The organism is Gemmata algarum (assembly GCF_034097035.1).
Taxonomy (GTDB): domain Bacteria; phylum Planctomycetota; class Planctomycetia; order Gemmatales; family Gemmataceae; genus Gemmata; species Gemmata algarum.
In genome coordinates this window covers 21,156-34,885 of the sequence record NZ_JAXBLV010000180.1, presented here as the reverse complement: position 1 = coordinate 34,885, position 13,730 = coordinate 21,156, and the positions used below count along the sequence as shown (strand labels likewise).

Here is a 13,730-nt window from a genome sequence, read left to right as displayed (position 1 = left end):
CTCATTGTTCCGACGTGCCTTTGGCGAGGTAATCATGCGGATCGGGCTGGACATCGACGGGCTGCTTGACGAGCGCCCGGAGTTCTTCGCGTTCCTCTCCGGCGCATTCCACGCCGCGGGGCATTTCGTCGCCGTAATCACCTACCGCGCCCCCGAACGTGAGGACCACACCAAGTACCAGCTCGCGGGCTGGGGCATTCGGTACGACGAATTGCACTTTGCCCACTCGCTCTCTGATAAAGGGCGCTTGTGCCGAGAACTCGCCATCGACGTGTACTTCGATGACCAAGACGAGTGTGTGGTCGGAATCGACGAGCGGACTACTGTGCTGAAGATCCGCAACGGCGGAAATTTCGATTTTGCTGCCGGAACATGGCTCAGCACCCCAAAGTTAACGCGATTCCTATAGACGCGGCGACACAGAATCGTCACACAATTTTCGGCTCAGGCTTGTGGTAGTCACTCCGTCCCGGGTAAGATCGTCCCACCTCGCCCGCACGAGGCGGGGCGCTCCAGGAGGGACCGTCGATGATCTGCCGCCGGAGTTCGCTGTTCGCCGCGCTCGCCGCGGGCACGCTGCTGGTTCCAGCAACCGCCTTCGCACAGGAACAGGCCGTCCAACCGCCGCAACTTGTACTCCCAGCGCTGCCGCAACCGGTGCCCGCGCCGCCCGCACCGAACGTCGCTCCCACGTTCGGGCAGCAGTCGTTCATCCCCGTGGCCGGGCTGGCGCCGCAGCCCGCTCCACGCTTCAACTTCAAGATCGACCCCAGCACCCCGGTGAAAGATCTGCTGCCGGTCGCGCCGAAGGCCGCACCGGCGCGGGGGCCGCTCCTCGCGGACGACCTGAACAAGGTGCCCGAAATCGAGTTCGAGGCCCGCGCCGACCAGCCCGCCGATCACGGCAAGCTGACGGAGCGCACCGCGCACCAGTTGGCCAAGATCAACCACATGAACGCCAAGAAGGCCGACGCGTTCATGGGCGCGCTGATCGAGAGCCGCGCGGACCTCGCCGGCATGCCGTTCGTCATGGGCGACGACTGCCGGAGCGGGCCGGAGCGCGCCAAGCACTTCGCCGCGGCCGTCGCGCTCGTCCGCCGGGCCATGCAGTCCGGCGGCAGCGGGCGGGCCTTCTGGACCAACTACAACGCCCTTTGCGAGCAGCAGGACGAGGCCGCCTCAAAGAGTGACAAGGCGCTCAAAGAGCATCTCACCGTGACCCGCATCGCGGCGCTGACGCAGATGCTCGCGCCCGAACCGGCCGAAATGCGGGCCGGGCTGGTGAAGCACCTCACCGGGGTGCCGCACGTCGAAGCGACCCGGGCGCTCGCGCGGCTCGCCGTCTTCTCACCGGAAGACGACCTGCGGTTCGCCGCCGTCGACGCGCTCAAGGTGCGCCGCGAGAAGGACTACACCGACGTGCTCGTGAAGGCGCTACGGTACCCGTTCCCGGCGGTCGCCCGGCGCGCCGCCGACGCCATCGCCCGGTTGGAGCGCGCCGACCTCACCGGCGAACTGGTCGCCGTACTCGACGAGGGGGACCCGCGGCTGCCGCAAGCGCGGAAGAACGGCAAGGCGCAGTTCGTGCGCGAGATGGTGAAGGTGAACCACCACCGGAACTGCATGATGTGCCACGCCCCGGGCACCAGTGGCGTGTCCGCCGCGTCCGACGTCACCGCCGAGGTGCCGGTCCCGGGCGAGCCGCTCCCCTCCCCCTCGCAGGGGTACCGGCAGTCGTCACCCGACCTGATGGTGCGCATCGACGTGACGTACCTGCGGCAGGACTTCTCGGCCCGGCTCACGGTGCCCGACGCGCAGCCGTGGCCCGACCAGCAGCGGTTCGACTTCTTCGTCCGCGAGCGCGCCGTGAGCGACGAGGAGGCCGGCGCGTACCGCGAGAAGCTCACGCCGAAGGAGCCCGGCGTGCTGTCGCCGTACCATAAGGCCGCTCTGGCGGCGCTGCGCGAGCTGACCGGGAAGGACACCGCGCCGACGGCCGCGGCCTGGCGCAAACTTCTGGACGCGCCGGCTCAGCCCGCGCCTCAATCCCGGCGCGAGTGACCGGCCCGCCGGCGTCACCCATCCGAGGACCGCGGGCCGTGTTCAGCCGAGCACGGCCCGCGGCCGTTTACTGATCCCGGCCGCAAAAGTACGGTACCGTACACACCCGTTCCGTGCCCCTCGCGCCCGCACGCGAAATTTTCCCGTCCCTCCCGAATCGATGAGGCGATTATCCGTAAATCCGTGAGACACCCCCCGCAGCAGCGCGTTGGGGCGTGATTACGTGCGGTATAATCCGAGCAACCGGCACACCCGGGCACGCGCAACAGCTCGCGTGCGCCGCGCGCCCGATGACCCGTCGAGCGACCGGACCGGATTGTAACTCCGAACGGAATTCGGCCGCCCGGTCGCCGACACAGTAACGGACCCGTCCGCACATGAGCGCCCCGTTCCAGCCCCGCCCGGTCGCCGCCGCCGACTGCGACAACCCGAAAACGGCGGTGTGGGACTCGCTCGACCCGGCCCTGGGCGGTGCGGCCACGCGGCGCGAGTGGCGCCCGGGCGACCACGTCCTCGGGTTCACCCTCGTCGAGTTCCTCGGCAAGGGGACGTTCGCCCAGGTGTTCCTGGCCGAGCAGGAGGCGATCGCGGGCCGGCTGGTGGTGCTCAAGGTCACCAGCGCGCAGACCCAGGAGCCCGACCGGCTGGGGCGGCTCCAGCACCCGAACGTCGTCCCCATCCACTCGGTCCACAGCGCGCCGCCGCACGAACTCATCTGCATGCCCTATCTGGGGCGCACCACCCTCGCCGACGTGCTGCGCGCGGAGCGCTACCGCAGCCCGTCGCACCCCACGCGGCTCGCGCACTCGGGGAGCAGCCCCACGCAGCCCGGAACCGGCCCGGTCCCGGTCCCGCGCCCGCGCACCCCGCCGCCGGCCGCGCCCGGGGCCGGGCTGCTCGCGGACCACCGGCGCGTCCTGCGGCTGCTGGCCGACCTCGCCGCCGGGCTGGACCACGCCCACGGCCGCGGCATCCTGCACCTGGACATCAAGCCGGCCAACGTGCTGCTCGCGGACACCGGCGAGCCCATGCTGCTCGACTTCAACCTGGCCCACGACACCACCGGCGCGACCCGCGGGCCGGTGGGCGGGACGCTCCCGTACGCGGCCCCGGAGCAGCTGGCCGAGATCGACACGCGGGCCGGCCACGCGGTCGACGCCCGCGCGGACCTGTACGCCCTCGGGGTGCTGGCCTACGAGCTGTTCACCGCCGAGCAGGCGTTCCCCGCGGGCATGATGTCGAAGTCGGAGTTCAAGCAGTACATCGCGAACCGCCGGGCGGTGCCCTCGGTCCGGGCCAAGGCCCCGGCCGTCCCCCGGGCGGTCGACGCGGTCGTGCGGAAGCTCCTCGCCCCGGACCCGGCGGACCGGTACCAGACCGCCCTCGAACTCAAAACCGACCTCGACCGCCAGCTCGCCGACCGGCCGCTCGCGTCGGCCCCGGACCGGTCGCCGGTCGAGCGGCTCGGCAAGTGGCACCGGCGGAACCCGTGGCTGGCGCTGCGGCTGGCGCTCGCCGCGGTGGTGGGGCTGGCGCTGGGGTTCGGGGTCGTGGTCTACCGCCAGGAGGGCGCGACCCGCGCGCGGGCCGCGGCGGAGCAGGCGCTCGCGGCCCAGAACCAGATGCCGGCCCTGCGGCTCGACCTGACCGCCCCGGGCGACTCGCCGAGCCGCGCCCGGGGCCGGGCCGCCGCCGAGCGGCACCTCGCCGCCTTCGGGCTGCCCGGCGCCGACAACTGGCGCGACGCGGATCCGTTCGCCCGCCTGCCGGACGGGTTCAAGCCCGGGGCCGCGGCCGACCTCGGCGAGCTGCTCCTGTTGCTCGCCCACGCCCGCGCCCAGGACGCGCCGGCCCTCCCCGAAGACGAGCGCGCCGCGGCCCTCGGTGAGGCGCTCCGGCTGAACCGGCTCGCCGAAGGCGGCTTCGCCCCGGACGCGGTGCCCCCCTTCCTATTCGCCCAGCGGGCGCGGCTCGGCGGGGAACCCCCGCCCGCCCCCGCCGAGCCGCGGCACCCGCGCGACCACTACCTCGAAGCGGTGGGTCTGATCGCCGACGGCCGGTTCCGCGCCGCGACCGGGCCGCTCGAGCGGGCCACCGCCGGCGCCCCCGGGCACGGCGCCGCCCACTTCGCGCTCGCCTTCTGCCGCCAGCAGCTCGGCCAGTACCAGCGGGCGCTGGAGCGGTACGACACGGCCCACGCGCTCCTCCCGCACGACCCCCGCCCGGCGTTCAACCGCGGGACCGTGTACGGGCTCATGCAGAAGCACCCGGAGGCCGAGGCCGAGTTCACGCTGGCGCTCGCGATCGACCCGGGGCACGCCGAGGCGCACCGCAACCGCGCCGTCGCGCGGCTCGCACAGGGCAAGCACCCGGAGGCCGAGCAGGATCTTACGACCGCGCTCGAGAAGGGCCTCTCCCCGCTCCTCGTGTATCCGCTCCGCGCCCAACTGCGGGCTCGCCGCGGCGACGCCGCCGGGGCCGAACGGGACCGAGCCGCCGCGGCCGCGCACGAGCCGAAGACCGAGAGCGAGTTCATCGCCCGCGGGCTGGCGCGGCTGGCCGCCGACCCCGCGGCGGCGCTGCGCGACTTCGAGGCCGCGGAGCGGGTCAACCCGGCCTCGCTCCGGGCCGTCCAGAACCAAGCCCACGTCCACTCCGAGCACCGGAAGGACTCGGCGCGCGCTCTGGCGCTGGTGACCCGGGCCGCCGAGCTGTACCCGGAGTACGCCCCGGCGCGGGCCGGGCGGGCGGTGCTGCTGGCCCGCTTCGGCCGCCGCGCCGAGGCCCACAAGGAAGCCGAAACCGCCCTCGCGCTGTCCGACGCCGCGGACGTCGTCTACCAGCTCGCGGGGGTGTACGCCCTGACCTCCGCGACCGACCCGGCCGACGCCGGCCGCGCGTTCGAGCTGCTCCGGCAGGCGGTCCGCACCGGGTTCCGGGACGCGCGCACGCTCGCCGCGGACCCGGACCTCGACCCGATCCGCAACCGCCCCGAGTTCGGCGCGCTCGCCGCCGCCCTCAAGGACCTGAACCGCTAACCTCTCCCGCGCCCACGAGAATCTCCATGACCCGCACCGCCCGGCTGGCCGTTACGCCGCTCGAAGACCGCACCGTCCCCGCCGTGTTCGGCAACACGTGGGTGGACACGAACCTCACCGTCAGCTTCGCCCCGGACGGGACCGACGTCGCCGGCGCGCCCTCCGAACTGTTCCGGCTGCTCGGCGCCCGCGCCACCGCCGACGAGTGGCAGGGGGCGATCCGGGGCGCGTTCCAGAGCTGGACCGCCCCGACCAACCTGAACGTCTCGTTCGTGGGCGACGACGGGCGGGCGCTCGGCACCCCGGGGCCGGTCCAGGGGTCGCCGTTCGTCGGCGACGTCCGCGTCACCGCGCGGCCGCTCTCGGACAACGTGCTCGCGATCTCCAACCCGTTCGACCTCATCAGCCCGTGGGCCGGCGAGATCATAATCAACAGCAACAAGGTGTTCGGCGCCGACGGCTACGACCTGCGGGCCGTGGTGCTCCACGAGATCGGGCACGTGCTGGGTCTGGACGGGAGCGCGGACCCGGGATCGGTGATGTACGAGTCGTACGCCGGCCCGCGCCCCGGGCTGTCGGCCGGCGACGTGTCGGCGATCCAGGGGCTGTACGGCATGCGCGGGACGGCCGGCGGGTCGGTGATCGTCGGGGCCGACGGCACCGCCGCCACCGCGGGCGACTGGGCGAACGGGACCGGCACCAACGACACGCTCGCGACCGCGACGAACCTGGGACAGAACCGCGACATCACCGACCGGCGCTGGGACTTCGCCGGCGCCGCCGCCTTCGAGGCCCCCGGCGACGTGGACGTGTACCGGGTGCGGGCCGGCGCGACCGCGGGCCGGGTGCTCGTGGTGTACGTCAGCACCGCTTACGGCGGGGTGGCGCCGGACGTGACCGTGTACGACAAGAACGGCAAGCCGGTGGCGGCCGAGGTGCTCGTGCGGAACGGGGACGTGGCGGTCGTCCAGATCCAGGACGTCAAGAAGAACCAGGACTACTTCGTCTCGGTCCGCGCGACCGACCCGGCGGCGTGGGCCGGCCGGGAGGCGTACAGCGTCGGTATCGATTTCCGCGACACCGCCGTGGCGCCCCCGACGTTCGCGTCCGAAACGCTCAAGAGCACGGCCCCGCAGGTCTCGCGTTCGCTCCAGGTGGACCGAACACAAGCGTTCCAGTTCCGGCTCGCGGTGGAAAGCAAAAAAGACCCGGCGTGGACCGGGGCCCGGCTTACCGTCTTCGACGCGAGCGGGAATGCAGTGTTCACGATGGTCGCCCAAAACGGCCAGTCCGTTGCCGGCGAGGTGTTCTTACAGCCCGGCGCGTACACGGTGGTGATTGCCGGCGCGACGGCCGACGGCTCGCCGCTGAAAGCGCTCAAGATCGACGCGAAGCTCCTCGCGCTGACCGACCCGATCGGCCCGGCGCTCGCGGGCGACTATGGCACGACCACGACAACCACGACGACGACCACCACCACGACTACCGCGACCACCACCACAACCACCACGAGCAGCACCGGGTTCTACTGGCTGGCACCATCGACCTCGAGTACGAGTTTCCTGAGTCCGACCAGTCCGTTCAGCTCACCGTGGTGGTGAAACCCGGACGCTGAACGGGTTGCGCCTCGACCGGCCCCCGGTTTCGGAGGCCGACCGGGGACTTCACCTCGCCTTGCCACCCGTGAAGCGCAAGTCGGGCAGAGACGGGCACGCCCGCGCGCAAGTGGCACGCGCGACCGTTCTGGTGGCACTATACTCATGAAAATGCCCGCCCCGGCACGGGGGCACCGCTGACGCGACCGGCCGCGGCGGTCTTGCTCGGAGTTCGTTTGTGAACCTGTCCGCTTTGGCCCTCGTGCTCGTCGGCCTGTCTCCCCTGGTTCTCTTGTGCGCGCGGGCGGGGCGCTGGCCCCCGGCGATCGGGCGCGCGTACCGCGGCGCGGCGGCGGCGGCAGCCGTCTGCGTGCTTGCGGCGGCGTGGGCCGGCCCCGGGCTCCCGTACCTGGCGGTCACGGGTGCGGTCGTTCCGCTGGCCCTCGTCGGCGCCGCCTTCGACCGGACGGCCCGCGAGCGGCGTCCCGGCGCCGAGCCGCACCGCGACCGGCTCCGGCTGCTCGACGCGGCGCTCGGCGCGTCCCGCGACGGGGTGCTGGTGACCGCGACGCGGCCGACCGCCGTCGGGCTCCAGATCGTGTACGCCAACCCGGCGTTCGAGGGGCTCACCGGGTACGGGATCGAAGAGGCCCTCGGGCAGAGCCCGAGCATGTTGTACACCGAGGATTGCGAGGCCGACCGCGAAACGGTGCGCGCCGCGCTGCGGTCCGACGCCCCGGGGCGGTTCGAGGTGCCGGCCCGGCGCAAGGACGGCACGCAGGTGTGCGTGGAGTGGGACGTGGTCCCGGTGCCCGGCCCGCCCGACGGGTGCGAGTACCGGGTCGCGGTGCTCCGGGACACGACCGAGCGGCGCCGGCTCGAGGAGCAGGTCCGCAACGCGGCCAAGCTCGAGGCGGTGGGGCGGCTGGCGGCCGGGGTGGCGCACGACTTCAACAACCTCCTCACCGTCATCGGCGGCAGCGCCGCGCTGCTCGACGGCCCGGCGGGCCAGGGGCCGAACGCCCCGCGGCTCGTGGGCGAGGTGCGGTTCGCGGCCGAGCGCGGCCGGTGGCTGGTGCGCCAGTTGCTCACGTTCGCGCGGCCCCAGGCCGCGGTGCGCGAGCCGCTGGACCTGGGCCGCGTCGCCTCCGACCTGGCACCCATCCTCGCCCGGGTCGTGGGGCCGGCGATCGAGACCGACGTGCGCGCGCACGCCGAGCCGGTGTTCGTTTTGGCCGACCGCGGCGAACTGGAACAGGTGCTGCTAAACCTGGCGACCAACGCCCGGGACGCGATGCCGGAAGGCGGCCGGTTGGCGCTCCAGGTGCGGGCTGGGGCCGACGGGGTGCGGCTCACGGTCGCCGACACCGGGGCGGGGATGCCGCCCGAGGTGCGGGCGCACATCTTCGAGCCGTTTTTCACCACCAAAGGACCGGACGCGGGCACCGGGCTGGGGCTGGCGACCGTGAAGCAGGTTGTGGAGCGGTGCGGCGGCCGGATCGCGGTCGCGTCCGCGCCGGGGCGCGGCACCGCGTTCGACATCGACCTGCCGCGGTGCCCGGCACCGGCACCGGTGCCGGGCGGTACCGCCCGACCGGCGCTACTCGCCGAGGACGAACCGGGGGTGCGCACGCTGGCGCGGGTGATCCTCCAGGGGCAGGGGTACAACGTGACCGAGGCCGCCGACGGGGCCGCGGCGCTGAAGCTGCTCGAAGCCGGCGGCGCGTTCGACCTGCTGGTCACCGACGTGCGGATGCCGGGGGCCGACGGAGGGAAGGTCGCCGCCCGGGCGCGGGAGCTGCTCCCCGCGGTGCGCGTCGTGTTCATGTCCGGATTCACGGACACGGACCCCGCGGTCCCGGGGTCGGTGTTCCTGCCCAAGCCGTTCCCGCCCGACGCCCTGGCCCGCGCGACCGAACAGGCCCACCCGCCCCGCGGCTGATGCCCGATCCGGTTGGCATGTGCCTTTGCCGGGGCGCGGGCCGTTCGGTTCGGCTCCGCGGGAACCCGAATCTCACTCCGGGCGCATACCAGCGGGCCAGAGGCCCGCGCTCCGGCAAAGGCACATGCCAACCGCCCGCGTCACCCGCCCTTTACCCGGTCCCGGAACACCTGCCGCAGCTTCTCGACCTTCGGGCCGATGACCGCGCGGCAGTACCCCTGGCGCGGGTTGTTGGCGAAAAAGTTCTGGTGCTCCGGCTCCGCCGGGTAGAACGCCGTGAACGGCACGACCTCCGTCACCACCGGCGCGCGGAACACCTGCGCCGCGTCGATCTTCTGCTTGTACTGCTCCGCGAGCTGCTTCTGGCGCTCGGAGTGCGTGAACACCACCGACCGGTACTGCGGGCCGCGGTCGTTCCCCTGGCGGTCCGGCGTGGTGGGGTCGTGCGACCGCCAGAACACCTCCAGCAGTTCGGGGTACGAAACCTGGTTCGGGTCGAACGTGACCTGCACTACCTCCGCGTGCCCGGTGCGCCCGGAGCACACCTGCTCGTAACTCGGGTGCGGCACCGTCCCGCCGCTGTACCCGGACTCGACCCGCGTGACGCCCTTCATTTGGGCGAACACGGCTTCGGTACACCAGAAGCACCCCGAACCGAACGTCGCCACCTCCTCGGACGCGCCGGCGCGCGGCTCGGCGGTCCCGAGTTCCGCGGGCGCGAGCACCGGGAAGTGTTCGGGCACCGTGCCCCCGCCCCCGGCCGGCCACCAGAAGTACAGCACCGCGAGCGCGAGCAGCGCGACCGAAACGATGAACAGGGCGTTGCGCCGCATCGCGGGCCTCGCATCGGGGATTGGGCCGGAGGAACCGGGTTCGACCCATTATTCGCACGGGCACGACAGAACCTCAAGGCACGAACCGCCCGGTTCGCTCGCGCCGCAATGGCGCGGCGCCTACCCCGGCCGGCCCGGGTGTGTTATCGTGGCGGCATGACCGACCCGCCCTTCCCCGACCCCGACCAGCTCCGCGCCGCGCGGGACGTGCTCCACGCGCTGACCCGCAGCGCGGGGCCGTGGCCGTCCAACGACCCGGCGCTCGCGGAGCTGGTCCGGCTCGCGGCCCGGGTCGTCCGGCGCGACCGCAAGCAGCAGCAGCGGGCCGAGCGGGAGCGCGACGCCGACCTGCGCGCCGCCGCCGCGATCCGCTCCGGAACGGGACCGGGCGCCGGCCCCCCGGCCCTGTCCCGCGCGGCGCGCTGCTACGTGTGCAAGCGGCCGTTCGACCACCTGCACCACTTCTACGACGCCCTGTGCCACGCGTGCGCCGCCCACAACTTCGCCAACCGGACCCGCGCGGCCGACCTGCGCGGGCGCACCGCCCTTGTCACCGGCGGCCGCGTGAAGGCCGGGTACCACACCACGCTGAAGCTGCTACGCGCCGGGGCCGAGGTGGTGGCCACGACCCGGTTCCCGAAGGACGCGGCGAAGCGGTTCGCGGGCGAGTCGGACGCCGCGGAGTGGTCCGGCCGGCTCCGGCTCGTGGGCCTCGACCTGCGCCCGCTCGGCGCCGTCGAGCGGTTCACGGCCGCACTCGCGGGGGCGGTCGCGCGCCTCGACATCTTTGTGGCGAACGCGGCCCAGACGGTGCGCCGCCCGCCCGCGTACTACCGGGCGCTCGCGGCCGGCGAGCGGGAGGCGCCGGCCGCGCTGCCCCCGCGCGCACGAGAAATGCTGGCGGGCGGGGCCGACCTCTGCGTGCCGGTCCCCGCCACCGGCAGCGGCCCGAGCGCGAGCTGGCACGCGGACCTGTCGCTGATCCCGCTCGCCCCCGGCGACGAGTCGAACGAACATTTCCCGCCCGGCGCGCTCGCGCCCGACGGCGAACCGCTCGACCTGCGCCCCGAGAACAGTTGGGGGCTCGCGCACGCGGACGTCGGCGCGGTGGAGCTGGTCGAGGTCCACGCGGTGAACTGCCTCGCCCCGTTCCTGCTGCTGCGCGGGCTGCTGCCGCTGTTCCGGGCCGGCCCGGCGCGGGACCGGTTCGCGGTAATGGTGTCGGCGGCCGAGGGGCAGTTCGCCGCCGAAAAGAGCGGACGGCACCCGCACACGAACATGGCGAAAGCGGCGCTGAACATGATGGTGCGCACGTCGGCCCCGGAGTTCGCCGCGGAGCGCGTGTTCCTGACCGCGGTCGATCCGGGCTGGTTCTCGGTCCAGTCGGCCGCGCCGGCGGCCGAGCGGTTCGCGTCGAGCGGCGGCCGGGTCCCGCTCGACGCGACCGACGCCGCGGCCCGCATCCTCGCCCCGGTGTTCGACGGGATCGAGAGCGGCGCGCCGGCGTCCGGCGTGCTGTTCAAGGATTACCGGGAGGCGCCCTGGTAGGGGAGCGGCGTGAGCAGTTCGCCGGTGAGGTCCGCGAACGGCAACCGCAGCGCGCCCCATTTCCCGTCCGGGTCAACGATGTGCGCGTCGCCGCACGGCCCGACGACGTCGTGTCCCGGTCCGGGCCAGGGTTGCCCGCGGGTGGCCCGGCACAGCACCACCGGCGACAGCGCCCCGGCGCGCACGAGCGGGAACACGACGTCGGGCCGGAGGCGCGGCCCGGCCCGGCGCAGGTCGAGCACGGGAACACCGGCGACCGGGGCGAAGGGGCGCAGATCAAAGCTCCGGTCCCGGGCCACCGAGCCCGCGACCGACACCACCTTCACCCCGACGGGGAGCGGCGGCAGTTGGTGCGTCGGCCACGTCGCGAGCCGCAGGTGCGCGACCGGCCCCAGCGCGAGCACCGCGGCCCCGTCCGCGGCCAGGGCGCCTGCCTCCACGGTGAGCGCCGCGATCATCCCGCGGTGGTAGTCCCACCCGCGAAGCCCCCCGCGGCGCGTGCCCACGGTCCCGGTGAAGCCGAGGCGGCAGAGCAGGCGGTGGGCGCGGCCGTTCCAGCGGCGCTGGTGCTTCTGGAGGGCCGCCCGTTCTTGCCCGAGCCAGCGCGACCGCCCGGGGTCGAACATGCCGGCGCGGGAGCGGCACACCTGGAGGCGCGCGAACGCGGCGTGCGCCCCCTCGCCCTGCTCGTCGAGCCAGTCGGCGTAGGCGAGCCGGAGCGTGTCCTCGTCGGGCTCGGCCTGCGCGGCCCGGATAAACGCGTGCTCGTCGTCGGTCATGTGGCGCGCCTCCGCGGGGTGCGGCGCAGGGACACGCGGCCCGGCGGGCGCGGTTCGCCCGCCCGCGGTCGTTTACGGAACCGCGCACGGCCCTATCGTAACGAAACCGGCCTTCGCCCGGCCCGTGGCCCCGTTCGTTTAACGAGTAAGACGCCTGGTCTCATAAACCGCGGAGACGGGGGTGCGAGTCCCTCACGGGGCTCTTTCCGAATCCAGGATCGCGGCCAGAACCCAGTACCGTAGGTCCGCTCCGGACCGGGACCGGGCGCCGGCCCCCGTCCCTGGCCCGCGCGGCACGCTGCTACGTGTGCAAGCAGCCGTTCGGCCACGCGCACCACTTCTACGACGCCCTGTGCCCCGCGTGCGCCGCCCACAACTTCGCCAACCGGACCCGTGCGACCGACCTGCGCGGGCGCACCGCCCTTGTCACCGGCGGCCGCATGAAGGCCGGGTACCACGCCACGCTGAAACTGTTGCGCGCCGGGGCCTAGGGCTTTTGTCGTTTCTGGCAACCCACGAGACCTCGCCTCGGCGGAACAATCGGGGCAAAATCCTGAATCGGCATTAGCGCCGCCCGGGATGTCGAGTATAATTCCGCAACGCGGGCCGACCGGCCTGCCCGTCAGGAGACGATGCCTTATCAATCCGCTCGCGCTTGCCCCTCTTGGTTCGTTCGCCCTGTGCCGTCTCACCACAGCCACCAAGACCGTTGAGCCGCGCGGCTCCTGACCGGATGCGGCCATTCCGGCCGCGCCGTCCGTTTCCCGGGCCGAAAGCCCAGAAGAGAGTGCGTTTTGAAGAAGCTCTACGTTGGCAACCTGCCGTTCAACGCCACCGCCGACGAACTGCGGGAGATGTTCTCCCCGCACGGCCGGGTGCTGAGCGCGACCATCTGCACGGACCGCGAGACCGGCAACAGCCGGGGGTTCGCGTTCGTCGAGATGGCCGAGGGTGCCGAGGAGGCGATCCAGTCGCTGAACCAGGCTCAGTTCGGCGGGCGCAGCCTGACGGTGAACGAGGCCAAGCCCCGCGAGGGCGGCTCGTCCGGCGGGCCGCGGGGCGGCGCCGGTCGCGGCGGGTACGCGCGCAGCTACTGACCGGTGGTAAGAAGACGGCCCCGGCGAACTCCGAAGGAGCTTCGCCGGGGCCGTCTTCGCTTCTGATACACGTACCCGGTAATACGGCCGCTTTCCGGACGAGCCGCGACCGGAGATGGGTTCATGTATGAGGGCGATCGATGACCGAGGCAGAGTGGCTGGCGCTGCACGCGCTCGGCAACGTGTGTCCTCTGTCATGGCTTCGAAGTACGCCGAACGAGCGGCGAATATTTCTCTTCCTCGACGCCTACCTCCCTGTATTCATGTTCGATACGTTCTGTCCTGCCTGTAAGCAACTCCTGCCATTGTTCACACAACAAGCCGAGTACGGCTTAACGGCTGACGAGTGGAGAGACGCGCGAAATTCAGAACATCACGAGGGAAATTGCGCCACAAAGACCGTTTTTGGCTGCGCCCAGAATTATGTGCGAGGCATTATCGCTCCCGGTGAATTCTGGAACTGTCTCTGGGGTTTGCGCGATGAGATGATCTGGCGGGCAAAGCAATCGAGCCGAGAGGGGCACCGCGATTGGCTCAAACGCTACCGTGCTGAGCGAGACCATGTGGACCGCGAGGGCCTACGGCTTTTGAAGGACATCAGCGGCAACCCATTTCAACCGGCCACACTCTTGCCTTCCTGGCGCACTGATACCGCCCTCGCACTCGCCCGCCAGATGTACGAGTCCCGCGACTTCAGCACAATGCCGGTCCTAGCCGACGCTCTTCAAGACGCCGGGTGCGACAACGCCGAGGTGCTCGGCCACTGCCGCGACCCGCAGGGCCTTCACGTCCGCGGGTACTGGGTGGTGGATGCGGTACTCGGTCGGTAGAACGTGC

General features: G+C 72.4%; 11 protein-coding genes and 1 tRNA gene. 10 read left to right on the top strand and 2 right to left on the bottom strand.

Features of this window, described 5'->3' with window-relative positions; translation table 11 throughout:
• The first annotated feature begins 34 nt into the window (after nucleotides 1-34).
• The 5 genes from R5W23_RS15885 (at nucleotide 35) to R5W23_RS15865 (ending at nucleotide 8,636) form a co-directional block, all read left to right on the top strand.
• Nucleotides 35-409 carry a hypothetical protein gene (locus R5W23_RS15885; RefSeq protein ID WP_320687132.1) on the top strand — a complete coding sequence of 125 codons (375 nt, stop codon included), beginning with the start codon at nucleotides 35-37 and terminating at the stop codon, nucleotides 407-409.
• A gap of 119 nt (nucleotides 410-528) precedes the next feature.
• On the top strand, nucleotides 529-2,061 hold the full coding sequence (locus R5W23_RS15880) for a HEAT repeat domain-containing protein (RefSeq protein ID WP_320687131.1): 1,533 nt from the start codon (nucleotides 529-531) through the stop codon (nucleotides 2,059-2,061).
• Between the two features lie 377 nt (nucleotides 2,062-2,438).
• Entirely contained in the window at nucleotides 2,439-5,099 is a 2,661-nt protein-coding gene (locus tag R5W23_RS15875) for a protein kinase domain-containing protein (protein ID WP_320687130.1), read from the top strand.
• A gap of 26 nt (nucleotides 5,100-5,125) precedes the next feature.
• Entirely contained in the window at nucleotides 5,126-6,700 is a 1,575-nt protein-coding gene (locus tag R5W23_RS15870) for a matrixin family metalloprotease (RefSeq protein WP_320687129.1), read from the top strand.
• A gap of 232 nt (nucleotides 6,701-6,932) precedes the next feature.
• Nucleotides 6,933-8,636 (top strand): ATP-binding response regulator, encoded by a 1,704-nt coding sequence (locus tag R5W23_RS15865; RefSeq protein ID WP_320687128.1) that lies wholly within the window; start codon nucleotides 6,933-6,935, stop codon nucleotides 8,634-8,636.
• A 140-nt stretch (nucleotides 8,637-8,776) separates the two neighbouring features.
• Here the strand turns inward: R5W23_RS15865 and msrA are convergent, their stop codons facing one another.
• On the bottom strand, nucleotides 8,777-9,469 hold the full coding sequence (msrA, locus tag R5W23_RS15860) for a peptide-methionine (S)-S-oxide reductase MsrA (RefSeq protein WP_320687127.1): 693 nt from the start codon (nucleotides 9,467-9,469) through the stop codon (nucleotides 8,777-8,779).
• 156 nt (nucleotides 9,470-9,625) lie between these two features.
• Between msrA and R5W23_RS15855 the strand changes: the two genes are divergently transcribed.
• Nucleotides 9,626-11,017 carry an SDR family NAD(P)-dependent oxidoreductase gene (locus R5W23_RS15855; protein ID WP_320687126.1) on the top strand — a complete coding sequence of 464 codons (1,392 nt, stop codon included), beginning with the start codon at nucleotides 9,626-9,628 and terminating at the stop codon, nucleotides 11,015-11,017.
• On the opposite strand, the gene R5W23_RS15850 is transcribed toward R5W23_RS15855, so the two are convergent.
• Complete coding sequence (locus R5W23_RS15850; protein WP_320687125.1) at nucleotides 10,996-11,796, bottom strand: TIGR02996 domain-containing protein; 801 nt, start codon at nucleotides 11,794-11,796, stop codon at nucleotides 10,996-10,998. The genes R5W23_RS15855 and R5W23_RS15850 overlap by 22 nt on opposite strands.
• Before the next feature lie 127 nt (nucleotides 11,797-11,923).
• Between R5W23_RS15850 and R5W23_RS15845 the strand changes: the two genes are divergently transcribed.
• The 4 genes from R5W23_RS15845 to R5W23_RS15830 all read left to right on the top strand — a co-directional run bounded on the left by R5W23_RS15845 (nucleotide 11,924) and on the right by R5W23_RS15830 (nucleotide 13,723).
• Nucleotides 11,924-11,998, top strand: a tRNA-Met gene (locus R5W23_RS15845).
• A 103-nt stretch (nucleotides 11,999-12,101) separates the two neighbouring features.
• Entirely contained in the window at nucleotides 12,102-12,287 is a 186-nt protein-coding gene (locus R5W23_RS15840) for a hypothetical protein (protein ID WP_320687124.1), read from the top strand.
• Between the two features lie 303 nt (nucleotides 12,288-12,590).
• Nucleotides 12,591-12,893, top strand: coding sequence for an RNA recognition motif domain-containing protein (locus R5W23_RS15835; protein ID WP_261190598.1), 303 nt, complete (start codon nucleotides 12,591-12,593; stop codon nucleotides 12,891-12,893).
• A gap of 140 nt (nucleotides 12,894-13,033) precedes the next feature.
• On the top strand, nucleotides 13,034-13,723 hold the full coding sequence (locus R5W23_RS15830; RefSeq protein ID WP_320687123.1) for a hypothetical protein: 690 nt from the start codon (nucleotides 13,034-13,036) through the stop codon (nucleotides 13,721-13,723).
• The last annotated feature ends 7 nt before the right edge of the window (nucleotides 13,724-13,730 follow it).